This window comes from Halorubrum sp. Atlit-26R (assembly GCF_003666015.1).
In the GTDB taxonomy this organism is placed as follows: Archaea; Halobacteriota; Halobacteria; order Halobacteriales; family Haloferacaceae; genus Halorubrum.
On the sequence record NZ_QPLT01000017.1, the window covers coordinates 56,779 to 78,620 of the forward strand.

The 21,842-nt window shown below is 56.1% G+C and carries 23 protein-coding genes and 3 pseudogenes; 12 read left to right on the top strand and 14 right to left on the bottom strand.

What is annotated here, in order from left to right; all coding sequences use genetic code 11:
* Position 1: 1 nt before the first annotated feature.
* Positions 2-973, bottom strand: coding sequence for a HAMP domain-containing sensor histidine kinase (locus DVK07_RS16010; RefSeq protein WP_167330251.1), 972 nt, complete (start codon positions 971-973; stop codon positions 2-4).
* A 213-nt stretch (positions 974-1,186) separates the two neighbouring features.
* On the opposite strand from DVK07_RS16010, the gene DVK07_RS16015 reads away from it, so the two are divergent.
* Positions 1,187-1,846 carry an AIM24 family protein gene (locus DVK07_RS16015; RefSeq protein WP_049902094.1) on the top strand — a complete coding sequence of 220 codons (660 nt, stop codon included), beginning with the start codon at positions 1,187-1,189 and terminating at the stop codon, positions 1,844-1,846.
* 55 nt (positions 1,847-1,901) lie between these two features.
* Positions 1,902-2,498 (top strand): hypothetical protein, encoded by a 597-nt coding sequence (locus tag DVK07_RS16020; protein WP_233565465.1) that lies wholly within the window; start codon positions 1,902-1,904, stop codon positions 2,496-2,498.
* 11 nt (positions 2,499-2,509) lie between these two features.
* On the opposite strand, the pseudogene DVK07_RS16025 reads toward DVK07_RS16020, so the two are convergent.
* From DVK07_RS16025 to DVK07_RS16035, 4 genes and pseudogenes are all read right to left on the bottom strand, one after another.
* Positions 2,510-3,643 (bottom strand): annotated as a pseudogene (locus DVK07_RS16025) (RNA-guided endonuclease InsQ/TnpB family protein).
* Between the two features lie 163 nt (positions 3,644-3,806).
* Positions 3,807-4,250 carry a winged helix-turn-helix domain-containing protein gene (locus tag DVK07_RS16030; RefSeq protein WP_007344245.1) on the bottom strand — a complete coding sequence of 148 codons (444 nt, stop codon included), beginning with the start codon at positions 4,248-4,250 and terminating at the stop codon, positions 3,807-3,809.
* Positions 4,251-4,332: 82 nt separating this feature from the next.
* A complete protein-coding gene (locus DVK07_RS22750) occupies positions 4,333-4,494 on the bottom strand; it encodes a hypothetical protein (RefSeq protein WP_158603172.1) in 162 nt (53 codons plus the stop codon).
* Between the two features lie 67 nt (positions 4,495-4,561).
* Positions 4,562-5,320: a creatininase family protein gene (locus DVK07_RS16035; protein ID WP_121597976.1), complete on the bottom strand. Its 759-nt coding sequence runs from the start codon at positions 5,318-5,320 to the stop codon at positions 4,562-4,564.
* Between the two features lie 439 nt (positions 5,321-5,759).
* On the opposite strand from DVK07_RS16035, the gene DVK07_RS16040 reads away from it, so the two are divergent.
* The gene (locus tag DVK07_RS16040) at positions 5,760-6,533 is read left to right on the top strand and encodes a hypothetical protein (protein WP_049901865.1); all 774 of its coding nucleotides are present in this window, start codon (positions 5,760-5,762) and stop codon (positions 6,531-6,533) included.
* Between the two features lie 596 nt (positions 6,534-7,129).
* A complete protein-coding gene (locus DVK07_RS16045) occupies positions 7,130-7,960 on the top strand; it encodes an IS5 family transposase (protein WP_049901868.1) in 831 nt (276 codons plus the stop codon).
* Between the two features lie 757 nt (positions 7,961-8,717).
* Here DVK07_RS16045 and DVK07_RS16050 read toward each other — a convergent pair.
* From DVK07_RS16050 to DVK07_RS16070, 5 genes and pseudogenes are all read right to left on the bottom strand, one after another.
* On the bottom strand, positions 8,718-9,215 hold the full coding sequence (locus tag DVK07_RS16050) for a hypothetical protein (protein WP_007343987.1): 498 nt from the start codon (positions 9,213-9,215) through the stop codon (positions 8,718-8,720).
* Between the two features lie 154 nt (positions 9,216-9,369).
* On the bottom strand, positions 9,370-10,968 hold the full coding sequence (locus DVK07_RS16055) for an ABC transporter permease (RefSeq protein ID WP_007343988.1): 1,599 nt from the start codon (positions 10,966-10,968) through the stop codon (positions 9,370-9,372).
* Positions 10,965-11,924 carry an ABC transporter ATP-binding protein gene (locus DVK07_RS16060; RefSeq protein ID WP_007343989.1) on the bottom strand — a complete coding sequence of 320 codons (960 nt, stop codon included), beginning with the start codon at positions 11,922-11,924 and terminating at the stop codon, positions 10,965-10,967. Before DVK07_RS16060 ends, DVK07_RS16055 begins: the two co-directional genes overlap by 4 nt.
* 490 nt (positions 11,925-12,414) lie before the next feature.
* Positions 12,415-12,678: pseudogene (locus DVK07_RS24400) on the bottom strand (transposase); the annotation flags it as partial.
* Positions 12,679-12,707: 29 nt separating this feature from the next.
* A complete protein-coding gene (locus DVK07_RS16070; protein WP_121597977.1) occupies positions 12,708-13,532 on the bottom strand; it encodes an IS5 family transposase in 825 nt (274 codons plus the stop codon).
* A 115-nt stretch (positions 13,533-13,647) separates the two neighbouring features.
* Between DVK07_RS16070 and DVK07_RS16075 the strand changes: the two genes are divergently transcribed.
* Together DVK07_RS16075 and DVK07_RS16080 are read left to right on the top strand one after the other, a co-directional pair.
* A complete protein-coding gene (locus DVK07_RS16075) occupies positions 13,648-13,929 on the top strand; it encodes a helix-turn-helix transcriptional regulator (RefSeq protein ID WP_007343992.1) in 282 nt (93 codons plus the stop codon).
* A 420-nt stretch (positions 13,930-14,349) separates the two neighbouring features.
* On the top strand, positions 14,350-15,150 hold the full coding sequence (locus DVK07_RS16080) for an SWIM zinc finger domain-containing protein (RefSeq protein WP_049901873.1): 801 nt from the start codon (positions 14,350-14,352) through the stop codon (positions 15,148-15,150).
* 12 nt (positions 15,151-15,162) lie between these two features.
* On the opposite strand, the gene DVK07_RS16085 is transcribed toward DVK07_RS16080, so the two are convergent.
* On the bottom strand, positions 15,163-16,335 hold the full coding sequence (locus DVK07_RS16085) for a tubulin/FtsZ family protein (RefSeq protein WP_049901900.1): 1,173 nt from the start codon (positions 16,333-16,335) through the stop codon (positions 15,163-15,165).
* Between the two features lie 451 nt (positions 16,336-16,786).
* Here DVK07_RS16085 and DVK07_RS16090 point away from each other — a divergent pair, with 451 nt between their 5' ends.
* The 4 genes from DVK07_RS16090 (at position 16,787) to DVK07_RS23700 (ending at position 18,834) form a co-directional block, all read left to right on the top strand.
* Complete coding sequence (locus DVK07_RS16090; protein ID WP_007343997.1) at positions 16,787-17,089, top strand: AbrB/MazE/SpoVT family DNA-binding domain-containing protein; 303 nt, start codon at positions 16,787-16,789, stop codon at positions 17,087-17,089.
* Positions 17,089-17,508, top strand: coding sequence for a PIN domain-containing protein (locus tag DVK07_RS16095; protein ID WP_121597978.1), 420 nt, complete (start codon positions 17,089-17,091; stop codon positions 17,506-17,508). The genes DVK07_RS16090 and DVK07_RS16095 overlap by 1 nt, the downstream gene beginning before the upstream one ends.
* Positions 17,509-17,621: 113 nt before the next feature.
* A complete protein-coding gene (locus DVK07_RS16100) occupies positions 17,622-18,401 on the top strand; it encodes a ParA family protein (RefSeq protein WP_121597979.1) in 780 nt (259 codons plus the stop codon).
* Positions 18,394-18,834 (top strand): hypothetical protein, encoded by a 441-nt coding sequence (locus DVK07_RS23700; RefSeq protein WP_193366066.1) that lies wholly within the window; start codon positions 18,394-18,396, stop codon positions 18,832-18,834. The genes DVK07_RS16100 and DVK07_RS23700 overlap by 8 nt, the downstream gene beginning before the upstream one ends.
* Before the next feature lie 256 nt (positions 18,835-19,090).
* On the opposite strand, the gene DVK07_RS16110 is transcribed toward DVK07_RS23700, so the two are convergent.
* The 3 genes from DVK07_RS16110 to DVK07_RS16120 form a co-directional block, all read right to left on the bottom strand.
* Positions 19,091-19,339 carry a type II toxin-antitoxin system HicA family toxin gene (locus DVK07_RS16110; RefSeq protein ID WP_121597980.1) on the bottom strand — a complete coding sequence of 83 codons (249 nt, stop codon included), beginning with the start codon at positions 19,337-19,339 and terminating at the stop codon, positions 19,091-19,093.
* Between the two features lie 5 nt (positions 19,340-19,344).
* Positions 19,345-19,647 carry a type II toxin-antitoxin system HicB family antitoxin gene (locus DVK07_RS16115; protein WP_121597981.1) on the bottom strand — a complete coding sequence of 101 codons (303 nt, stop codon included), beginning with the start codon at positions 19,645-19,647 and terminating at the stop codon, positions 19,345-19,347.
* Between the two features lie 286 nt (positions 19,648-19,933).
* Positions 19,934-20,257, bottom strand: coding sequence for a hypothetical protein (locus DVK07_RS16120; RefSeq protein ID WP_233565466.1), 324 nt, complete (start codon positions 20,255-20,257; stop codon positions 19,934-19,936).
* 164 nt (positions 20,258-20,421) lie between these two features.
* Between DVK07_RS16120 and DVK07_RS16125 the strand changes: the two genes are divergently transcribed.
* Positions 20,422-20,841, top strand: a complete 420-nt coding sequence (locus DVK07_RS16125) for a hypothetical protein (protein ID WP_121597983.1) — start codon at positions 20,422-20,424, stop codon at positions 20,839-20,841.
* 72 nt (positions 20,842-20,913) lie between these two features.
* A pseudogene (locus tag DVK07_RS16130) lies at positions 20,914-21,842 on the top strand (hypothetical protein); the annotation flags it as partial.

Sequence of the window (21,842 nt, forward strand, 5' to 3'; positions counted from 1 at the left end):
GTCACTCCTCCGCGTTAAACCGGATCTCAATTCGTGTCCCATCACGTTCGATTTCGGCGATCGAAACCGTCCAGCCGTGGGCCGCCGCGATCCGATCAACAATCGCGAGGCCGAGGCCAGTGCCGACCTCGTCAACGGTGTATCCCGGTCGAAAGACGGCGTCACGCTCGGGTACAGGAATACCGGGGCCATCGTCGGCTACAAACACCCCAGCCGTTCCATCTGTCAGTGTTCCCACTCGAACGATTCCGTCGTCGGATCCGTGTTGGATACTGTTCCGAAAGAGATTCTCGAACAGTCGTTGGAAGCGATCGGGATCGGCTCTCACCGTCGGGAGCGACCCGTCGAACTGGAGCGTCCATGTCTCGGTCTCGACGGTCTGCCACGCGCGCTCCGCCGTCTCGTAAACTGAGACACTATGCTCAGGGTTCAGCGCTGCCTCACCACGAGCGAGCGTCAGCACGTCCTGAATGATTCGCTCCATTCGATCGTGAGCGGCGTCGATGGCATCGAAGTGCTCGTCCGCCCCCGTCTCGCGTGCGGCTTCCAGGTGTGCGCCGGCCACATCGAGCGGGTTCCGCAGATCGTGACTGATCACGCTCGCGACCTGTCCAACGTCGACATCATCGGCGAACGGGGCGGCGACGTCGCGGGAGCTGAAAACTATCGCTCCGCCGTCTACGTCGGGCGCGAGTACGTGAGCTACGTACTGGCCGTCATCAGCGGTCTCTAACAGGATTTCAACCGCTTCGCCAGCACGGAGTTGTTCGTCGAGAGGCTCCTCACCAGACAATTTTACCGTGTCGAACCGCTCGAAAAGGGCCGAAACTGGCACCCCAGGATCGACACCGACCACCACGTCGAACGCGTCGTTCGTCGCCGTCACTGTCGGGACGTCGTCCCGCATTTCGTACGTGAGTACGGGGTCGGGATGAGCGGCGAGCGAGATCCGTAGCGCGCTGGGGTCGATCATCGTCACCTCGGCGCGGCCAGATGCGTCGTCGATCGGGTAACCATCCTGCTACCGACTCTAGACACCGTCCGGTTTAATGTCTGCCCCCCGCTGCGCGATCTGAAACACGCATGGCCGGATCCGCACGTCGAACAGATCGCCATCGGACACCGTGTTGCCGTATCAGAAACGCGAGGAAATGGCTTTGTTGCCGACACCGGGATTATCGAACGCATGAACCTAGACGAATTTGTCGATGCGAACGCTCCCGAAGGGAGTAGTGACGGCTTCCGGAAAGTCAACAAGCGACTGCTAGAGATTCCCTTCGAGGGGACGGTGATGGTGAAAGCCGGATCAATGATCGCCTACACCGGCGACGTGACGTTCACCGGGAAGTCGTCCGCCGAGGGCGGCATCGCCGGGTTCGTCAAAGACGCCGTCAGCGGCGAGGGGACACCGATCATGGAGGCCGAGGGCTCCGGAACGCTCTACGTGGCTGAACAGGGCAAGAAGGTACAGATCCTCTCGCTCGACGCGGACGAGTCGATTTCGGTCAACGGCACCGATGTCCTCGGGTTCGAGAAGAAGATCGACTACGAGATCAGCACCGTTGGGGGGCTCTCCCAAGCCGCTGCGGGCGGGCTCACGAACGTGTTCCTCACCGGCCCAGGAGAGGTGGCGGTCACGACTCACGGCGATCCCGTCGTGATGACGCCACCGGTCACGACCGATCCCGATGCCACCGTCGCGTGGAGCGCCAACCTCTCGCCCTCGATTGGGACAAACAAGACGATCGAAATCGGGCAGACATCCGGTGAACAGCTACAGATGCAGTTCACCGGCTCCGAGGGGTTCGTCGTCGTCCAGCCCTACGAGGAAGGTGGTCAGATGTAGACGCAAATGGTGAGTACCTACTGAACGATATTCAAATAATTCTCCGTGTAGTCACATGTTCGCCCTCCCACACTTCTCTTCACGAATTGTCGTCGGTGTCGGGTCCAGTGGTATCGCAGTCGTTGGATGGTTGTTCGCCCGTTCGATTCGCGGGTTTCCAACTGATCCGCATCTGTGGCTCCCACGACTTGTCGTCCGATCGGTCGCCGATATTCGACGACTGGATCGAATCGCCGTCGTCTGGATGGGACTTATCGCTTGGTCAGTGATCGTGACCGCTCTGCATTTTGCCGGTCTAACCCTCGAGATATACTCGGCTATCTCGTGGTGGGACCTGCTCACTCACTCCATGAGTAGCTTCGGTATCGCCGCGTTGGCGGTGATAACCCACCGAGACCGAGTTGCGATGTACGGCTCGGTCTGGTGGGTCGTACCGACGATCGTCGCGATCGGCGCCGGATTCGAAGTGTACGAATTCGTCTTCAAAGCCTTCTGGCACGAGTGGACGCTTCAGATGTATGTTGTCGACACAGTCGTCGATCTCGGCATGAATACGCTTGGGGGGACAGCCGTTACATCGATAGTAAGCAGCTATCTCACGGCGCTTGATCGGCCGCAGATGCGTTCAAAGTCTCCGAATCACGCCGAGTAAACTACCCCGCCCTACTCGCTCACGGCTTCGCCGTTCGCTTCGTTGAGGGCGGGGCTTTCGCGTGGACTCCCGTTCTGGCCATCGCTGGCAGGCTCGTAATCGCCGTTCACATTCAATGTCCCGCGATTCAAGCGCACGTTTACGGGTGCGCCTCCGCCCGACGACGTTTGCGCCGAGCGGAGGTGTTTCAGACCGATATTCTTCGCCGCGTTGTAGTCGGCGTTCACTTCGTAACCGCACTTCTGGCAACAGAACCGTTCTTGCGTCTTGCGGTTCTCTCGGAGTGTCGTCCCGCACTTCGAACACCGCTGGGAGGTGTAGGCAGGACTCACCTGCTCGACCGAGACGCCGACTATCTCGGCTTTGTACTCGACGTACTCGAACAGGCGTCGGAACGCCCATGCGTGGAACTTCTTGGCGTTCGGCATCCGCTCACGGATTCCCGTCAGGTTTTCGAACGCGATCACGTCATAGTCGTATTCGAGGGATTCTGCGACGAGTTTTTTCGAGACAGTGTGTAAGAAGTGATCGTACCGGCCCGTCTCGGTACGTCCGACCGACTAGATAGTTTCGTGGGCGGCCCGCGTCCCACGCTGGTGGAGCGACCCGCGCCGTTTCTCGAACTCGCGGTGCCAGTGGTTCAACTCCGACCCGTTCCAGAATGTCGCCGTTGAGGTGACGGCGACGTTTTCGATGCCGAGGTCAACACCGAGGACTGTGCTGTGCTCGGCGTCACCTTCATCGGCAGTCTCGGACTCCACGTCCGCCTTTGTTCGGACGTGAAGGTAGAACTCGCCGTCTCGGTAGTGGAGTTCCGCACCCGTCACTTCGTAATCGTCGTTAAACAGGTACTCCGAGTGGGGCGTTTCTCTACTCCCGTCGGGAAGGATGTACTCGGCGGTGATGCGGCCTTCGACGGTCGAAAACGTCGCGTGGTCGTCGTTGAACGTCGCACAGCGTTTGTCGTAAACGAGTGTGGGGGCGGAAAAAGACGGTTTCCCCGCGTAGTCGCCTTGTTTCCAGCGGGCGACGACGCTCTGGAGGGCGTCGGCGGCCCACAGGAACTCGGAGATAGTTTCATGGAGGAGGTCAGCGTCGCTGTCGACAACATTGAGCTTGACAGGGACGGTGCGGCGGACCTCCATCCGTGATTCAGATGTATACTCTCGTTTTTAGATTAGTAACGATTCGGTGAGGAGCCGGCCGACAATCGAACGTGGCTGGTGTAGTGTCGGATCGGTTTCCTCTCCGACCTACTCGCTCGCTTCGCTCACTCTCTCCTCACGGGCCGCAGGCCCGTTCGGATGGTCAGCGGGACCTACGGTCCCGCACGACTTGAGGTCGGAGGCTTTTCCTTGTATTATGCTGATCGGAATTCTTGCCGCGCTCTTTCGATCCGAATTCGATCACCAGTTTCTCCGATACAATGCCGTACACCGTCATCTCTCTCGCTTTCTCCGAGTACCAGATGTCCACTGGAGTAATAATACCAGCGTCCTCTAACCTATCAAGATGGTACGTGACATTTTGGAGGGACACGCCAACCTTCTCTGCGACGTCCGATGCCGGATGCGGATCGTCGATGAGTACGGCAAGGATCTTCTGAGCCGTTTTCGACGACACGGCTCCCAGCGCGTCTGCCCCTTCGTTTTGATCGAGCGAGACGCTGAGGCTTTCCTCTGGGACGTGTTCGATCGTTGTCCGGCGAGCGAACACGCTCCTTCCGGCCGTACTTTCAGTTGTATACGACATATTCGGTCGTTGTCTTGGGTAACAAATAAAGTCAGATACCAGTTTCTGAGTCAGAAACTCCTAGAAGACAGTTTCATCCCAGCTAGTCGGTTGCGCGGTTCTCCCAGAGCGAGAGGGCGATCGACAGGAATCCCGCGAACTCCACGGCCACAATCATTCCGAACGGTGTGATCTTCCGTGCGTCATACTCGACACTGGAAATAAGGCGTTCCGGCTCTGTTGAAATCCTCCTCTTCAGACACATTATCGACTGAAACAACCGGTCGCTGAAGACTGCGCATTAATTGTTCAACCTCTGCCGAGGTGCGTGTCTATACAGAACGGCGTTCATTTTCGATGTGATCAACGTAGGTATCAACCACGTTCTGAATGATGGTTTCGCCGGCTTCAGCGGTTGCTTCAGCCGGATCGCCAAGCACACCGTTTTGGGTGATGGTTTTGAATCCTTCGCTCAGAAGGCGAGCGGTAGAGATCTCCCCTTCAGGACCGGACTCGATGTTCTCAATCCTTACGAGATCCTCATTCACCGCCAACACCACTGCCGTCTCGGCTGCACCGGCATGAATCACGTCTTGATCGTATTCGATCCCGGCCTTGCTGAGGCCATCATTCAATAACTGCATATGCTCATCGAGGTCAGCCAAGGCAATCACAGTGGCTTCGATTTCCCGAGCGATATCAGGTGCGACAGTCTTGACCGGGCCGAAATTTCCGCCGTGCGTCGGGACTAAGACGATATGCTCGAAGCCGTGGTCATCGAGCGACCGGCAGTATGCCCGGATCACATCCATCAGTGTCTCGGGCGGCATAGTGATTGTGCCCGGGAACTCCATATGATGTCCCGAGCAGCCAGGTCGGATCGTCGGTACAGCAAGGGCATCCTCCAATTTCTCAGCGATCCGCCGCGAGAGTTCGTCACCGTCCAGTGTGTCCATATTCAACGGGAGGTGGGGACCGTGCTGTTCGATCGAGCCGACGGAAACAATCGCCGTCCGTCTCCCGTTTTCAAGCGCCGATTCGACTTCTGGCCATACCATCTCCTCAAGGAGTATTGACCTGCGAGAAGGCATGCGGTTGGTGGTGCTTCCGCATAGCTTAAAAATCCTGTCGCAGAGAATGAGAGGGACTCGGATCGTTCCGGGCATAGTCGGGATTTGCGCCCCCTGTACTGACCACACCCCGGTTAGAATATATCACTTCCTAAGGATTTCAACAGAGCCGGATTTCTTTTACAGACCTCAATCCCAGCCGGTACTGCTGGTATCGGGTTAATGCTTCTCGGGGTCGCAACTACCGTTGCCGACTTTGATGATCTGTGATCAACCGTACCGATCAGTCTTCCCTAATGTATTGAAAAATCTGTGACTCACCTGTACTGAACGGAATCGAGCTCGAGTATATCACTTGCGGAGGATTTCAACAGAGCCGCTCGGATAAGTATGAACTCATTTTAAGTCTATTAGCGTCTTCGATTGATTTATTAGAACGGATTAAGCACATTTGATCAGTATGGCCCTCCAACTCAGCCATGCGGTTAGCGACGGTATTCGCAGAACAGTCTCCCGAACCGGTGGAATCCTCTTGTTTGGATTTCTCGCGATCCAGTTCGGACTTCAAACAAGCGCCAACAGCGCCGTGTTGGGGCTTATTCCGCCAGAAGCTGCTGAACAGTTTAGCCAGAACGCTGGGATTACACTTCCAATTCCCGGGAGCGTCGGTGTCGCTCTATTCGTCGTGCTCGTGGTGTTGAGTTCGACGTACTTCGTCGTCCTCTCGCGAACGTTTGCTCGACCACAGGGCGAAATGTCACGATTCCCGGCGACGTTGAGACGACGGCTCGGACGGACCACGGTCTTTGCACTTGTCGGCGGTCTGATCGTCACAGTCTCGATCATGCTTGGTACCGTCCTCCTGATTCTCCCGGGTCTGTTCCTCGCAGCCTCGTTCCTGTTTTTCATCTTCGGTGTTGCTGTCGAAGATCGAGGAATCATCAGTAGTCTCAAGCGGAGTTGGGGACTTGCTCGTGGATCCCGGATCAAGCTCGGAATTCTCGTTGTTGTGACTGCGCTCTTTGGGGGTATTATCGGGGCAATCACACCGTTGTTGACTCTTGCCGGCCTACCGGTCGTAGCCGATGTTGTAACGGTCGTTCTCACAACGGTGTTCTTCGTGCCGTATTATGCGATCATCGCATCGGCGTACCTCCAGTTGCGTAACGAAGAAGACGCCCAGAATCAGTCGACACAGAACCCAGTTGACGCATCACAGACACCCAAGCTCTAGCCATTTCACAAGCTGTCGGCCTCCTAATGGAATCATGGAGCTTCGGAGATGTGATAATCGAGATCCCGACAACTTCGACTAGTGGAAGAAAGAGCGTGCGGAGTACCGATTCGTCGGCTGTCGTATATTGTCTCTGGCGGATTTTCTGCGTCGTTAAGTCCCTCGGACGTTCCATTCGTGTAGGCGTATCGCCACCGTTGGAGAATCGCCTCTAAAGGTAATCAGCGTGTCGCCACATTCTCCCGCTACCCAGCGTTAGCGTCACTTCGCGGGCGTCACTGCGAACAGTGCGGCGTGCTCAATAGCGATGCGACTCAGGATGGTAATGAGAAGGCGTGGAAGCGGAGTGAAATCGCTGCGGCCATTGATCGCGACCCGAACACAGTTGCGACGAACCTTAGCCGATTAAAGAGTCGCGGCCTGGTCCGACACCGCAAGAATCACTGGGCGATCACGAACGACCGTGAGCGGCTTGAAGAAGCGATTCGTTTCTCCAACGCGCTTACTGGCCTGAATGAGGGGCTGTGTTGAATCGCCATACAGCAGCGAGGTAGGCCGCTAAATCAAGGAGTTGAAGCGGGAGAATGCGGTTGTTCATGACGCAGATCTCCCGCTTCATCGGGGAAGTTGTCCCGGTTGCTCAAAGAGTTACTGGCGATGGAGGCGAATCCGCCGCCCCGGAAGGTGGCGGCGGATTCGCCGAGTATACACTCGTTTCCCTTCACTGTCTGCGGATTTACCTCGATTCATCGTACCGCATGACGATCGACCTGCTCAAAGAGATGCCACAAATAACCGGAGAGATCGGCCTCAACGCGGCCGATCTCCCCGCGCCGTCTACGTTGTGTAAGGCGTTCGACCGGATCAGTATGAGCGTCTGCCGAGTGCTGCTGCGCCAGTCTGCGCAGCTGCACGATCTCTCTGAACACGCCGCGATCGACGCCACATTCTACGACCGCTCACCAGCGAGCCGCCACTACTGCCAGCGAATCAGCTACCGCGTTCAGAAGCTCAAAGTCACAAAACTCGTCGATACAGCGTCTCAAGCCGTCCTTGACGTTCACTGCTCAACGAACCGAGAAGGAAGCGACGCAGACCTCGCTAAGCAGATCGCCCGCCGAAACGCGGGCGATCTGCGGTCTCTCGCGGCTGATAAAGGCTATGACAAACAATCACTCCGTGAAGGATTACGCGATCTCGGCATCAGACCGCTGATCAAGCACCGTATCTTCGCACCGTACGACCACGCGCACAACGCGAGAATCGACGATACCCGCTACAATCAGCGCTCGATGACTGAAACTGTAAACTCGGCTGTGAAGCGCTCGCTCGGCTTCGCCGTGCGAGCGCGGTCGTGGTTTCGTGAGTTCCGCGAGATCGCGCTGATGTGTGTCGTCTATAACATCAAACGCTTCGTCAAACAGTGAATCTCTCCGCCTTACAGCGATTCAACACAGCCGAATGAGGCATTTGGACCGATAATCGAGAGTGAAGAGGACGCACAGGCATGGAGTGAGTCGCAGCCTGATGAGCCACATCCGTCTGTTGGTGACGACGGGGAAGATGACGAAACGCGGTCCATTGAGATTGAGGACCTGGATTCTGATGGATGAAGGTCTCACGTGAGGGTAGAGAATATGGGGTCGGTGATGTGGTCTGGACGGTCGATCCGTTCAAATGGTCCGTTGTTGTGAGCGTTACGTCCACGAATTGCTTGCCCTGAAACGGATGTGTCTCTGCGGTCACGATAGCGAATATCCGCGAGAGATCACCGCCGAGCTGGATCGGCCACCCGCTATCTGACGAACACTCGGAGATGGGTGATACACCAGAACCCTCACGAATTCTGCCCCTCTCTATCCACTCACCCCGGACGTCGCAGATCCAAGCCCCACCGGATTATGACAGTATCTCAGATCCATGGCAAGGGCGTCTCACGGAAGATATCATAAAGAAAGTCGTTGGCGAGATACTCTTCGCGTTCAACAAAGATGTGGGTCGGGAATAGCTCCAAGATAGTTTTTGAGAGCCTTGGCAAAAATCAGATCCACCTACGATGGTGAGATGTAAGGACTATTTCACACAAAAATCTTTTTCAACGACTAACCCCGTCAGACTGATCGAACTAGCGAACAGCCGTTGGCACTCTCAAAGTATGTCAAAATACCACTGCTAATTCGTACGTCAGTTTTCTGCGAACCCACTCAGTGACTCTGCGACACGAAATCCGATTGCGTCCTCGAACCCTTCAGCAGCAAATCCGATTGCGAGCATCTCTTCGTCGGTGTCATCTACTGTTATCGCTGCTGAGGCAGTGGATTCACCTTGAACTTCTGAATCACTATCCAACTCGACAGTTACCTCATACGTGCCGGGCTCTACCCACACGTCCTCGAACGCAACCATTCCGTCTTCTTCATCCTCCTCTGGGGGGTCGTCATCCGTGGATTCCGGGGGTAGTTCAAATGATTCAGAAATAACCGTCTCATCTGACGGGGCAGTGATGGTGAGGGTCCCCGTTAGAACGGTCCCGGTCTCGTTAAAGAGATTCACGTCACCTAATGCGAGATCGGCTAACCCGTCTATGAGTGACGTACAGCCTGCTGTGCTTGCTACAAGGGCTGTCCCAGTACCGGCGAGGACTCGGCGGCGAGATGTCTTGTTTAGTGATTGGCGGAACATCTGTTGGAGGGTTCCAAGTCACCAATATGGTGGCATTCCCATCAAAATACCCAAATGTCAAACGTCGTTTTGACCTTTCGTGGTCACTGACAGGACAACTGATTGAGCGGAGAATATGGTTCGGTTGTTCTTCGAGCCTTGCGAAAGCCCGTATTCACCGCTGAAGGTGTCGTTTTCGTCCAACAACAGCGGCTATCAGCAACGCCACGGTTACAGCAGCTATCCTTAGTGGAATTCCTTGTGCGACTGTTTCGGGGTGTGCCGCGACGAAATCGAGCGAATAGACCGCATTCATGGGACCAAGATACCACATTGAAAGGAAGATCACCTCGAATACACGCGACGTCCCAAGCCAAATCCCACTCGCCAGCGCTAGCGCGGGAATAAAACAGGCACCAACGAGGATTGCGCCGATCGGCGTAAAATTACCAGCGATGGCGAGTGCCGCGAGTACACCCGACGCAGCGACGAGCGCAACGATGACACCGCCGAAATAAACAGCAGCAAGCTGTCCCAGTGGGTACGGAGTCATAAATACCAGTTCAGTCGTCCGGAACCGTTGCTCTCGGACACCGAGTCCTGCCCATACCGAGAGGCCAAGCAGCCACGCAACTGGAAGAACTACACCACGAGCGGCGCCAGGTGAGGCAGCAAATCCGGCACCGATACATCCGAGCATTCCAAGGTACCACCACCAGCGCTGTCCCCGGAGTGCCATCCGTATTTCAGCGGTGAGCGAGCGCCGGTTAGGCAGCCACCCCGGATCCGGCGTGGCTGTCCGGAGATCAACTTCTGACGGTCGTGCCGCACTCTTAGTGTCCGTCTCGGGAGGGTTTGTGGCAGTTTCTTCGGTATCTTGAGCTCCGTCACGACGAGCGAACACACCTTGTACCCGTTCGCGGACAGTGATTGTCGGCTCAAACCGGTCGAATGTCACAACGGCGAGGATCAATCCAAGGCCTGCGACCGCAACCGTCGGGCCACGGCTGAGGAGTTCAGCGCCACCCCACTCAACGCCAGTCCACGTGAACGTCGTTACACTACCGGGATCACCTGTAAAGGCGAAGGACCGATTTTCAAACACTGTCGGATCAGCCCCTGCCGCCTGTACCATACTATTCCGTACGATCGCCAGTCCAGTCGGGCCGAATGTCGTACCGGACCCAAGTGACGCAAGGGTGAACACAGCCACCGCACCGAAAAAATAGAGTACAGATCCAAGTGTTCCTTGAAGCGAACGGATTGTCTCTGTCAGCACCGCAACTGCGGCAACGAGCATCACCGCCGGTAGTGTCAGAAACACAAATGGGGAAGCGAGCGCCCAGAAATGGAACTCACCCGTTCCGTGAAGTAGATAGCCTGCGACTGTCGCTAGCACGAGGAAGACGGTTACCAGCGTCAACAACAGGAAATAGCCAAGCCACCGACCAACGAGATACGTACTGTTGCTGAGTGGGGATGTGGCGACAAGTTCCCCAACACCCGTTTCCCGTTCTCGGGTCACTGCTCCCTGAACTAAGGTGAACCCGAATACAAACAGCAGGAAGGTCCCCATCGTGGCAACCATTCCGCCGAACCACGCCGCGTTCTGAACACCGGTATATTCACCAGCAACGACCAGGTGCGTGGTCTCCGAGGTGAGTGATTGCGCAAACCACGCGATGAGTAGTGGGATGACGAGATACTTTGGTGATCGTAGTCGCTGGCGGAGATCAGCGAATGCGACATGAACAGCGCGCCGGCTAGCACTCACAGCCCATCACCTGATTCGCCTTCCTCGGTCCTCTCAAGGAGATCAAGGTAGGCCTCTTCGAGAGTTGGGGATACTGGTGTTGCGTCTCTCGGCGGATCATCTGTAACGATGCGTGCGTGAACACCGTCCGTTCGTCTGGTTGTCGTGCTTGTGAGATACTCCGATTTGAGCGAGTGAATCTCGTCTTGGGAACTAACGACCTCCCAGACGCGGTCGGCGACGTCCTCAAGGAGGTGTTCGGGCGTTGTATGAGCGCGCAGCCGCCCAGCTGAGAGGACGGCTACCTCGTTGGCTGTCGCTTCGACGTCCGAGACTATATGCGTCGAGAGAATAACGACTCGATCCTCTCCGAGTGATGAGAGAACATTTCGGAACCGGACACGTTCTGCGGGATCTAAGCCAACGGTTGGCTCATCCACGACAAGGAGGTCGGGATCGGTCAACAGGGCTTGAGCGATACCCACACGCTGGCGCATCCCGCCGGAGAACCCACCGAGCCGACGGTCACGAGCATCGCGAAGATTGGTTAGTTCGAGTAGATCTTCGATCCGGTCGCGGGCTTCTTTTCGCTTGAGGCCGCGGATTGCCGCGAGATACCCGAGAAACTCCTTAGCAGTGAGATCAGGATACACTCCGAAATCCTGTGGTAGATAGCCGACGTTTTTGCGGACAGCATTTGGATCATCAACGACGTCTGTCCCATCAAACGTTATTCTGCCTTCGGTGGGCGTGAGATACGTCGTGATAAGCCGCATGAGGGTTGATTTGCCAGCACCGTTTGGACCAAGCAACCCGAGGACGCCTGGGCTGAGATCCAACGAAACGTCACGGACGCCCCAAATATCGCTATACTGTTTGCCGACGTCTTGGAGACGAAGCTGGGGGGCGTTCTCATCTGTGTCACTGGCCAGTTCTGTAGCGTTCGCTGTAGATGGAGGGGCTTTCGGGGGGACCATCGCCTCAATGCTGTCATTCTCCCGTAATTAGGTTTTTGAACTGTAGACGACAGGCTGTCGGCTATTCAGCCAGTCGCGTCCCCTTCACCGTCACCAATAGCGGAAGATCGTTATCAGATTCACATCGCCAGGATTCACGCAGCACAGCAAACCGTTCCCAAGACATCGAAGATCCCACAATTATTCCGGAGTGAATATTTCGACCAGCGGTCGACTACTCCCAGTAGGAGTCACCCGATTCACCTGCGAGTCGTGCGCGGACGAACAGGTACGTTTGACATCCTCTCCGCCCTGAACAGTAGTTGCCGAATCAAATCTTGCTCCGTACTAACCAAACCGTTGAGTTTGCGCATTTCACGATCGTGGCGGATTTTGCGGTGACAGATGTAGTGAGAGAGCGAGGGAACGCCGCGCTAGCGGCGTTCCCGAGCGATGCCTCTCCGCGATAGGGCGTACTCACCGGTTATCCCGGTCAGATTCGAGTGTGAACTCAGCCGTAGTCTGTTGAGAGAACGAATCTGCGGAAGATCCGTGTTGAGATCAGCGGTGTCTCTGGAACTGTTTCAGCTGAAGCTAACACGTTGGCTAACACCCATAGATTGTACAACGAGACCGCGAACAGAAAGTAGAACAGCCGCACCGAGAACGTCGGCGACGACGTTCTCGGGAGAAAATCACCGAGCTGGCGATATGACGTTTCGATCCCCCAGCGGCGGCGGAACGCCGCCGCGTATGCTCTCGCTGTCGATGAGTCTGCTGTGTTGAATAGATGCTGAGCCACGGTTACAGCGGTTCACACAGCGGTTCTATGTTGGTGATGGCGAACATCAAGACGATCTCACGGAACTGCCGATACCAACCGAGCGCTCGCACGGCGTCGCCGAGCGAGCGCTTGGTTGTCGAGTACGATGTTTCGGCCATCCACCGCTGAGAGTAGCCCTTTGTCCGGTTGAGCGCGTTTGTCGCGGCTGCGTTTGCTGACGAACCGCAGTAATGAACGAGGTAATCGATGTCGTGTGCGGCGATTTCGTACTCGGTGTGCCAGTCTTGGAAGCCGTTGTCGGCGGCGACGGACTGCAGGTCGTCCGCGTTTCGGCGGACGACCTGCGGTCCGGTCTTCGTGTCATGCTTCCACCGAGCTGCGATGTGAACGTCAAGAACAGCCAGTGATTCCACATCAGTCAATGTCGTCACTTTCAGCGTCTGTATCGTCCGTCTTGCCCGCTGCCGGAAGTACGAGGACGCACGTCGGCGGTCGAAGAACGTGCTATCGAGAGCGGCGTGGCCAGACTGCGGGTGCTGCTGCGCGGAAACGCGCAGCAGCGCCCGCCATACCCACATTTTCAGCCGATCAAACGACTTGTAGATCGTCGTGTGATCAGGGAGATCGTCCTGATCTAAGTCGAGAGCGTCGCGGATCTCAGCCATATACTTCAGCCGATTCGGCGTTTCGCGGTAGCTGTGGCCGTCTTCGACCCGAAAACAGTGGAGAACGACATGAACCCAGCGGGCGAACCCGCCGCTGGCGGGCTCGCCCGCGTGCTTCCCCAACGCTTGTTTAGCTAGGTCACGACACTGTTCGATGAAGTCGAGGATATCGATTTCCATACCAACTTCGATTTCCTCGGCTTCATCCTTCTAAACCGTCGATATCGGCAGATAAGATCGCTATTCAACACAGCAGATCAGTAGTATTTCAAGACTCGAATGAGTAAATTGCGACATGTACGATCTCACTGGCTTTCAGCGCGATCTGCTGTACGTAGTTGCCGGACTTGATGACCCCCACGGACTCGCGATCAAAGACGAGCTCGAGGACTACTACGAAAAGGAAATCCATCATGGTCGGCTCTATCCAAATCTTGATACGCTCGTTGAGAAGGGGCTCATCGAAAAAAGTCAGCGCGATCGACGAACCAACGAATACACCACTACCCGCCGGGGCGCGAGAGAGATTGAAGCCCGAGCCGACTGGGAAGCCGAGTATATTGACCACGACGGGTGATCGAGCCGCTGTGTTCGAGGACCGTTTGTCTCTAGTATTTCGCGTTCCTCAAAAGCTGAACCACACTTCGAACTCGACTAAACACCCGACGGAGGAGCAACAATATTGTGAGACTCCCCCTTGGAATGAGTACTTACACGTAGCAAGCGTCTACACGCGCAGAAGCCGGACTGCTGTATGTTTTACAGCAATCCAGTTGCCGTGAGCGAGTAGGGTAGGGTAGTTCACAATTGATAGCGAATACTGATGACACATAGAGGGAGCCCCAGAGTCTGTTTTCCATTCTATCCCGGCACTCGGTGACCCGCTCTCGGGCTCGTGACCGCTGAAGACCTCGAAGACGACACTTTTGAAGGGTGGTGGTCATGAGTATGACGTGAGTACCGAGATTCCAGTAGGATAATTTCGGACGTGTTCCGTATGAACATCGATACAGAAACCATCCAACACCGATGTACCGACCCTGTGTTTGAACGGGGACAAACCTATCGCAGGGAGGGACGGATTCAGCAGCTCAACCGGTTCGACGATCGCATTTCAGCAGTCGTCAGTGGATCGAACCCCTACGACGTGACTGTCAAATTCGGTGGCCAAAGTCTTGAGAGCCGGTGTACATGTCCATACGACGGCCAAGGCGACTGCAAACACGTCGTCGCGGTACTCCTCGCTATCGCAGACGACCCGCCAGAAGACGGGAGTGAGCGTATCGACTCCGTCCTTGCGGACGTCTCTGACGAAGAGCTGCGTACGTTCGTCCGTAAAATTCTCGCCACTCACAGCAGGGCCCGAGAACAGTTTCTCGCTCAGTTCGGTGACGAACACAAATCGGTCGATGAGTATCGACAAGAGATTAGCCACCTGTTCGAGCAACACGCCGACCCGGTCGTGTTCGAAGCGATCGACTTCTCCCGACTCTTTGATATTGCCGAACAGTACCGTGAGCGCGATCGAGACCCCGCCGCTGCGACCGTCTATCGAGCAGTGTTCGAAGAAGTCGATGAGAAATTCACTTGGATCGACGGTTCCTACGACCACTACGCACAGACGCTCCAGACAGCTCTCGATGGATACATCGACTGTGTATTGGCGGCTGATCCCAACGCCGAGGACTTCGAGACGTACGCGGGTGTTTTGGAAACACGGGCATCAACAGAGTCAGGGATTAACAGCGAACAGTTCTGGCGAGCACTCGACGACCTCGAAGATCGATACGACGAATAGAACACCACGATCTCAAAACAGCGACTCCAGCTCCCCGTCGCTATCCATCAGCTCCGAGAAACGGTCCTCGCTCTCGTCAGTGATCTCCCCAAGATTCTGTTGTGCTTCGATTGCGACCTGCTGCAGCTCTTTCACTCGTGGGACGTTCGTCACGCCACCGAGCAGTACGAGTGCTGCGACCGTCCCTTTCCCACGCCGCGGATAGTCACCACCACGGACCTCCATCGAGCCGGTCTGTTCTTCGAGCCACTTGCGACCGTGCTCGATACCCTTCCGATTGAGATACTCTGGCGGGCCGGCAACCACAAGCAGCGCTCGCTCCGTGCCCTTCACCTCACAGGGTAAGGTGAGTCGACCCAGCGTCGCTTTCCGGACGAGGCTCGTGATCCGGTTGGTCGCCTCTGTACTGTCGATCCCAGCATCCGAATCGCCACGGAGTCGCGAGAGCAACCCCTTCCGCTCTGGTTCGTCCACCTCAACGTCGGCATAGCCTAGCGAGGATATCCCACCTCCTTTGAGCGTGTTAATGATCTCCGAGGAATCGACTACACTCTCGGCGACGTCGCTTCCCTCGGTTATTTCGCCCGCACTGAAGAGCACGCCGAACCGCTGGACCAGTTCTTCGTTGATCGCATCGAACCCTTCCTCAACGGATTCACCCGAACTGCGCCACGCGTCGTTGTCAAACAACATGAGGTTGTCCACCTCATCGACAAACGTCTTGAGCGACCGAGCGGCGTTCAGCGTGTAGATCCCACCCTCGTTGCTGCCGGGCAGAATACCGAGTCCGTACACAGGTTCGGTGTAGATCCGCTTGAGGTTCTTAGCGATCACGGGTGCTCCTCCCGATCCCGTCCCACCACCAAGCCCCGCAACGACGAGGAACGCATCGATCTCGTGGACCGGCACCTCGTCGAGCGCGCCCTGGATCTCATCGATGTCTTCTTCAGCCACCTCTGCGCCGAGTTCGTTATCTGCACCCACGCCGTGGCCCTTCACTCGCGATTGCCCGATCAGGACCCGACGGTCTTTCGAGAGGTGGTCGATTCCTTGGAGATCGGCTTTCGCCGTGTTGACAGCGATCGCTCCACGAACGATATCTGCGCCTGTCCGTGCGTCGTAAGCCAAGAACTCGTCGACCACCTTCCCACCCGCTTGTCCGACCCCGATTAATGCGAGTTTCATGTAAACACACCACATGTAGATACGCAGGTCGGACGCATAAAGGTTAGAACCTCGAAGATATCGGGAAGGATATGCTTCCAGGCGAAAAGCGTCGATACCTCCCATGTAGCCTCGGTCGTGAGATAGAGTGCGAGTACAAATCTACATTTTCAGTTGGAGGTGAGATTGTGTGTCGTGATTCGTCGACCGTCGGGTTCGCCCACTCGTTGGAAGGGTGGTCTTCCGAATCGTGGTACCAGCCATCTTCGCCGAAGTACGGGTGTAGTGTGACGAGGTCGACGCCGGTCGTTCCCTCGGTCAGTGGCATGACCCCGATCTTCTTGCTCGGCTCTGGCATCTCCCTCAAAAGCCGAACCACACTTCGAACTCGACCTAAACACCCGATAGAGGAGCAACAACTGTTTGTCAATGAGAAGAAAATTTGATTATGATCGAGATCTAATTATGAACTATGAGTAAGACAGAACAATCAGATAACTCTGAAAAAGAGATTGTCGCCGTCACTAAGCACGGCCAGGCGACCATCCCAAAACGGTTCCGCGAAAAGCTCGGGATCGAAGCGCCTGGGAAGGTGCTGTTCCGGGAAACCGAAGATGGAGAGGTGATCGTTGAACAGGTCCGCTCACCATGCGAGATGCGCGGCTTTGCCGCCCGTAGCGAAGCGAGTACGGACAAGCCTGCGTCCGAGGTCCTCAAAGAGAAACGCGACCGGGACCGGAAAGAACGCGACTCGCAGTTCTCAACCGAAGAGTAATGTCGGTTCCTGACCGCGTTGTCTTCGACGCCGAGCCACTGATAGCACACGCCGACGATGAACCAGGCAGCGAGATTGTAGAAGAGTATCTCGACGCGGTCGCAGTCGAGGACACCGTCGGCTACGCCAGCTACGTGAATCTCGCTGAGATCCGGTACACAATCGCCCGGAAGTACGACCGCGACACAGCCGACGAGTATCTCGACTGGCTGACTGATCTCGGTATCAAAACGGTAGATGTCGGCGATACTTGGACGGACGCCTCGGAGTATACGCTCAAGTATAATCCTGCACTTGGCGACTCGTTCGCGCTGGCAACAGCTGAACACGTCGACGCGACGCTGTTAGTTGGCGGTGACGACGATTATGACGACGTCTCCGATATCCCAGTCGAACGGTTCCGCGACGGTTCCGCGTAGGCACCCGTTCGAAGATCTGACCTGTCTGTGACCCACAGCCAACGTTCTATGAGCGTCTGACGCACTCTTAAGGATCTCCGATATCTTTGCTCTCTTTGAGGACAAAGACACGTATGAGACTCGGAGTTACCAACCAGAAAGGCGGTGCTGGGAAGACGACCACGACACTGAACGTCGCCGGCGCACTAAACCAGCGCGGCCATGATGTTCTTGTCATCGACCTCGACCCACAGGGACATGCCACTGAGGGGCTCGGCTTCGAGGATCTGTACGACGATCCAGATCGTGACTCGCTGTTCGACGTCCTCCCTGATCTCGACCGGATGGGCGACCTCGAGCAGTTGGCCGTCGAGCATCAGGAGGTCGATGTCGTCCCCAGCCACGAGCGGATGATCAACGCCGAGGACGAGCTCGCGAACGTGATGAAGCGCGAGGAACGCCTCGACATGCTCTTTGACGAGAGCGACGCCGACCAGCGCTGGGACTACATCCTTGTCGACTGTCCCCCGAACCTCGGTGTGCTCACCGACAACGCGATCGTCGCGACCGGGAACGTCTTGATCCCCGCGCAGGCGAAGTCGACGAGCATCCGCGCAATCGAGCTCCTGTTCAAGCAGCTGCGGTCGATCGAGTCCGCATTTGGCGATGTCGACGAGGTCGGACTCGTCGCGAACGAGGTCGGCGTCGACGGCGAGGCCGAGGAGATGATGGAGTGGTTCAAAGATATCTTTGAGGACAGAGAGAGCTGTGAGGTCTTTGAGATCAGAAAGCGCGTCGCGCTACAACGGGCGTGGAATGCCGGCGTCTCCATCTTCGAGCACGAGGAGGACTGCGACATGGAAGAGGTGTACCTCGATGTCGCTGAGCACTTGGAGGACTACGCTGATGACTGACAGTGATGAGAAGCGCGATCGGAACCCTTGGGACGACCGCTACGACCACGATGACGACAATCATGACGATGCCGTCCCCGAAGACGATCTGTCGACCTCAGAGACAGAAGAGACATCAAACACAGCAAATACATCAAAGGACTCAAAGACCTCAAAGAGACCAGAAATCACAAAGATGTCAAAGAGCGAAATGAACGCAGAGAGCGAGGAGAACAGAGAGAGCAGCGGGACTGTCCGAGAGCGAAAGAACGTGAACATGTACCTCCCAGAGACGCTTGTTGACGACCTACAACTACGCTACTCAGAACTGAACGTCAAGTGGCGACGACAACACGGCGAGGACATGCCGAAAAACGAGGAGTTCTACCCGGCGGCAGTTCGGGCAGCACTGGGGGGGTCGTCTATCGAGGACGAACTCGGCCTTGAGGAATAGCGGCCACAAACTTCCTATAGCGAGATGCGATATATTACACGTCGCTAACGGGGAGTTCCTCCGAATAGATCCCGGATCGAGGCGTGTTTACCCCTGCTTCGAGACAGAAGGATCGACCTCCTCGGAGATATGAAAGCACCGGAAACAACGTTTCCGGTAGGTTTAGTGCTACAATTTCGGATAACAATGACTATCTCGAAATATACACCCACACAACGATATTCGAGCCAGTGGTGGTCATGAGTTAGGTAACCTATCAGCGCTGCCGATCGATCCACTGACACCACTTCTCGAAGTCCTCTGCTCCGGACTGGTCTGCGATGTTACGTAGTGTTCCAGTTCGGATCCGATCGTGTTGCGGGACGGAGACGACACGGACATCGTCGTCGTTCTTCGGGTGCTCGTATCGCAGCTTGACGTGGCTGCCGGTCCGATCAACGACGACAAAGCGATTTTTCGAGAGTGCTTTGACGACATCGCGTCCGGAAAAATCAGGCGCTCCCATCCGACTTACTGCATGAACTCGGGGAGGCCACCGTGCTCGTCGCGAGCCTGTTGGACTTCATCAGGATCGACACCGAGTTCCTCAAGCACTTCTTTTTCCTCCTCCCAATTGTCGACTGAATCACCGGTTTCCCCCTTGTGAAGTGCGACTGCCTCGTCAAGATTGTCGAGGGCATCCTGCCGCGTCTCACCCTGGCTTGCGACACCGGTCGCCTCGTCATGGGCGACCCACCAGCCATCGTCCGCCTGAGTGAGCGTAATCGTTCGCCCACTCCGGGCATCGTCGTTCGTACTCGTTTCGGTGCTCATTACCACTATGTTACCTGAGTGGCGTCATAAGCATTCGGCCGCGAACATACCGTCCAGAGTCTACTCAACAACCGAGACACGTTCGTACGCTGTAGTTGACGGCAATCAGCGTGATTCAAGGTGGAGCTTCCGACCTCAAGGAGTGAGCGTAGCGAGCGAGTAGGTCGGAGAGGAAACCGACACAGTACTACACCAACTATGCTCGATGACTGGCCGACTCCCCACCGAGCCGTTACGTTCGCAGAGGTCCGTCAGAAATCACACCAATTTGCCCGTGAAGAACGGATCAACTCTCTGTATCGTTGAGCTCTTCGTACTCTGCTTCACCGTTGAGGATTTTCTCGCCGAACTCAGTGAGGCGGTATGCGGGCTCATCTTCGTGGCGCTCAGCGAGTTCATGATCAACAAATACCGGACAGCGCTGGGAAATCCATTGGCGACTGAAGTCCGTATTGATCTCGAGATTCTTTGCTGTGTGCCATCCATCGTACTCGCCTAGTTCTTCGAGGATGTATGGGTCGGCAGGTACTGCCCAATTAACTTCCCGATACATGTGGATACCTACACTGTCGTCCGAAACGATGTATATATCTCTCGATAATTCTCTCACCTGTCCTATCAGATGGTAGAAGGTATACGAGTATCCTTAAGAATCTGCTCGGATGCTCAGGTTCATATACTCGGTCTGTTTCTGATTGAACGGAACGCTGATTCCACGCATCCGCTACGAGCTCGTGATCTATCGGACGATGGAACAGCTAACCATAGAAACGTATGCAAGGATCAGATACAGACTCCTCACAAGATAAGCCGAAAACTACTGTACGGAATACTGTTGGACTAAAGCTCCCGTTCGCCGTCGCTGTCCTCTTACTCGTCGCCGTTGAACCAGCGCTCGCTCAAGAAACGTCACAGAGCGCGGTATGTAGCGCTGACAATCTCCCCGGAATGATTGAGGGCTTCTTTCAGCTAACCACTGGACTGGGCATTGTCGGTCTCGCTGTCGTCTGGCAAGCTGACTCCCTGATCGAGATGTTCACGCTCAATCCAGACCAGAAGAAGGGACTCAAGCAGCACAAGCGCTCGGCAATGAAGTCCGCTGTGGTTCTCGTTGTCCTCGGTCCACTGTACACCGTCGCCGGAGCGATGATGGGCCTTCCACTGGCGCAGTGTGTTGATCTGGTCCCCTGGTAAGCCATTCACTTCCCACTCATCGTGAGACACCTACAACAACGCGAACTAACCGTACTCATCGCAGCCCTCTGCGTGACGAGCCTAGTCACGGGTATCGTCTCGGCGACTCCGCCGCGGCCGGGTACGGAAGACAACGGACTCACTGAGAACGAGTCAGCGACGCTCTGGTCTCACGATGCGGACAACTACATCAGTCAGGAGGAGTACCGCCAGCGCTACGGTGACGAGCGGACGTCGATTCACCAGCTTGCGAACGGGACAGATATTACGTTCAAACGGCCGCCCGAGACTGCCGCGACCTGGACCCGAAACGATTTCACGGACCTCGAAGCCGGTGGGTCGGATACGTCCGTCCATCCACCCCACGCATCCCTTGAGGACGGTGTCTTCATCGAGGACGCTCACGCGACAGTGTTCGCGGTTCAGCCGTCGACCCGGGGACACCTCGAATCCGGTGAAAAACCACTGTACATCGCCCCGAATGGCACGATGCGTGGGTTCGTCGATTATCGCGTTCGTATCCCAAACGGGAGCTCTTCGGGGAACAGCACTATCCAGTGGTCGCTCACGGACCACGAGATCGAGGAAGTTCGGTTACAAAAGGACGGGGAAACCATCGCGAGGAGCGATGGATCGCACACGCCAGCTATCGACTACCAGATCGACGACGACTGGAGTACAACCCTCACCCTCGAAGCAGAGATCCATGTCCGGCTGAAGAAGACGATCCGGACCGACGCGGTCAACGGAACCACTGTTGATGTCGTCTATCGAGAGGAGACGCGAAACGTCTCGGACTCGATCGACGTTGAGATCTACGACCTCTCTGCGTCCTCCTATTACGCTGAGTATCCAAACGGTGATTCCGGCGTTTCTATCTTCCAGTCTCGCCCTTGGCAGGGGTACACGCTTACTGAAGAAGGTGACACGAGAGTTCGTGGTGTCTGGCGATTCTACACTGCCCGCAACACCAGCTGGGATACACTCGTGCGATCTGGCCG

What these genes read in the sequence shown, in the direction of transcription:
- DVK07_RS22750 (WP_158603172.1), bottom strand. Translation starts at nt 4,494, where the DNA reads ATGTGTCTGAAGAGGAGGATTTCAACAGAGCCGGAACGCCTTATTTCC.
- DVK07_RS16115 (WP_121597981.1), bottom strand. Translation starts at nt 19,647, where the DNA reads ATGAGCACCGAAACGAGTACGAACGACGATGCCCGGAGTGGGCGAACG.
- DVK07_RS16015 (WP_049902094.1), top strand. Translation starts at nt 1,187, where the DNA reads ATGAACCTAGACGAATTTGTCGATGCGAACGCTCCCGAAGGGAGTAGT.
- DVK07_RS16080 (WP_049901873.1), top strand. Translation starts at nt 14,350, where the DNA reads ATGAACATCGATACAGAAACCATCCAACACCGATGTACCGACCCTGTG.
- DVK07_RS16060 (WP_007343989.1), bottom strand. Translation starts at nt 11,924, where the DNA reads ATGGTCCCCCCGAAAGCCCCTCCATCTACAGCGAACGCTACAGAACTG.
- DVK07_RS16090 (WP_007343997.1), top strand. Translation starts at nt 16,787, where the DNA reads ATGAGTAAGACAGAACAATCAGATAACTCTGAAAAAGAGATTGTCGCC.
- DVK07_RS16020 (WP_233565465.1), top strand. Translation starts at nt 1,902, where the DNA reads ATGTTCGCCCTCCCACACTTCTCTTCACGAATTGTCGTCGGTGTCGGG.
- DVK07_RS16040 (WP_049901865.1), top strand. Translation starts at nt 5,760, where the DNA reads ATGGCCCTCCAACTCAGCCATGCGGTTAGCGACGGTATTCGCAGAACA.
- DVK07_RS16045 (WP_049901868.1), top strand. Translation starts at nt 7,130, where the DNA reads ATGACGCAGATCTCCCGCTTCATCGGGGAAGTTGTCCCGGTTGCTCAA.
- DVK07_RS16085 (WP_049901900.1), bottom strand. Translation starts at nt 16,335, where the DNA reads ATGAAACTCGCATTAATCGGGGTCGGACAAGCGGGTGGGAAGGTGGTC.
- DVK07_RS16125 (WP_121597983.1), top strand. Translation starts at nt 20,422, where the DNA reads ATGCAAGGATCAGATACAGACTCCTCACAAGATAAGCCGAAAACTACT.
- DVK07_RS16100 (WP_121597979.1), top strand. Translation starts at nt 17,622, where the DNA reads ATGAGACTCGGAGTTACCAACCAGAAAGGCGGTGCTGGGAAGACGACC.
- DVK07_RS16070 (WP_121597977.1), bottom strand. Translation starts at nt 13,532, where the DNA reads ATGGAAATCGATATCCTCGACTTCATCGAACAGTGTCGTGACCTAGCT.
- DVK07_RS16010 (WP_167330251.1), bottom strand. Translation starts at nt 973, where the DNA reads ATGATCGACCCCAGCGCGCTACGGATCTCGCTCGCCGCTCATCCCGAC.
- DVK07_RS16030 (WP_007344245.1), bottom strand. Translation starts at nt 4,250, where the DNA reads ATGTCGTATACAACTGAAAGTACGGCCGGAAGGAGCGTGTTCGCTCGC.
- DVK07_RS16050 (WP_007343987.1), bottom strand. Translation starts at nt 9,215, where the DNA reads ATGTTCCGCCAATCACTAAACAAGACATCTCGCCGCCGAGTCCTCGCC.
- DVK07_RS16095 (WP_121597978.1), top strand. Translation starts at nt 17,089, where the DNA reads ATGTCGGTTCCTGACCGCGTTGTCTTCGACGCCGAGCCACTGATAGCA.
- DVK07_RS16075 (WP_007343992.1), top strand. Translation starts at nt 13,648, where the DNA reads ATGTACGATCTCACTGGCTTTCAGCGCGATCTGCTGTACGTAGTTGCC.
- DVK07_RS16035 (WP_121597976.1), bottom strand. Translation starts at nt 5,320, where the DNA reads ATGCCTTCTCGCAGGTCAATACTCCTTGAGGAGATGGTATGGCCAGAA.
- DVK07_RS16110 (WP_121597980.1), bottom strand. Translation starts at nt 19,339, where the DNA reads ATGGGAGCGCCTGATTTTTCCGGACGCGATGTCGTCAAAGCACTCTCG.
- DVK07_RS23700 (WP_193366066.1), top strand. Translation starts at nt 18,394, where the DNA reads ATGACTGACAGTGATGAGAAGCGCGATCGGAACCCTTGGGACGACCGC.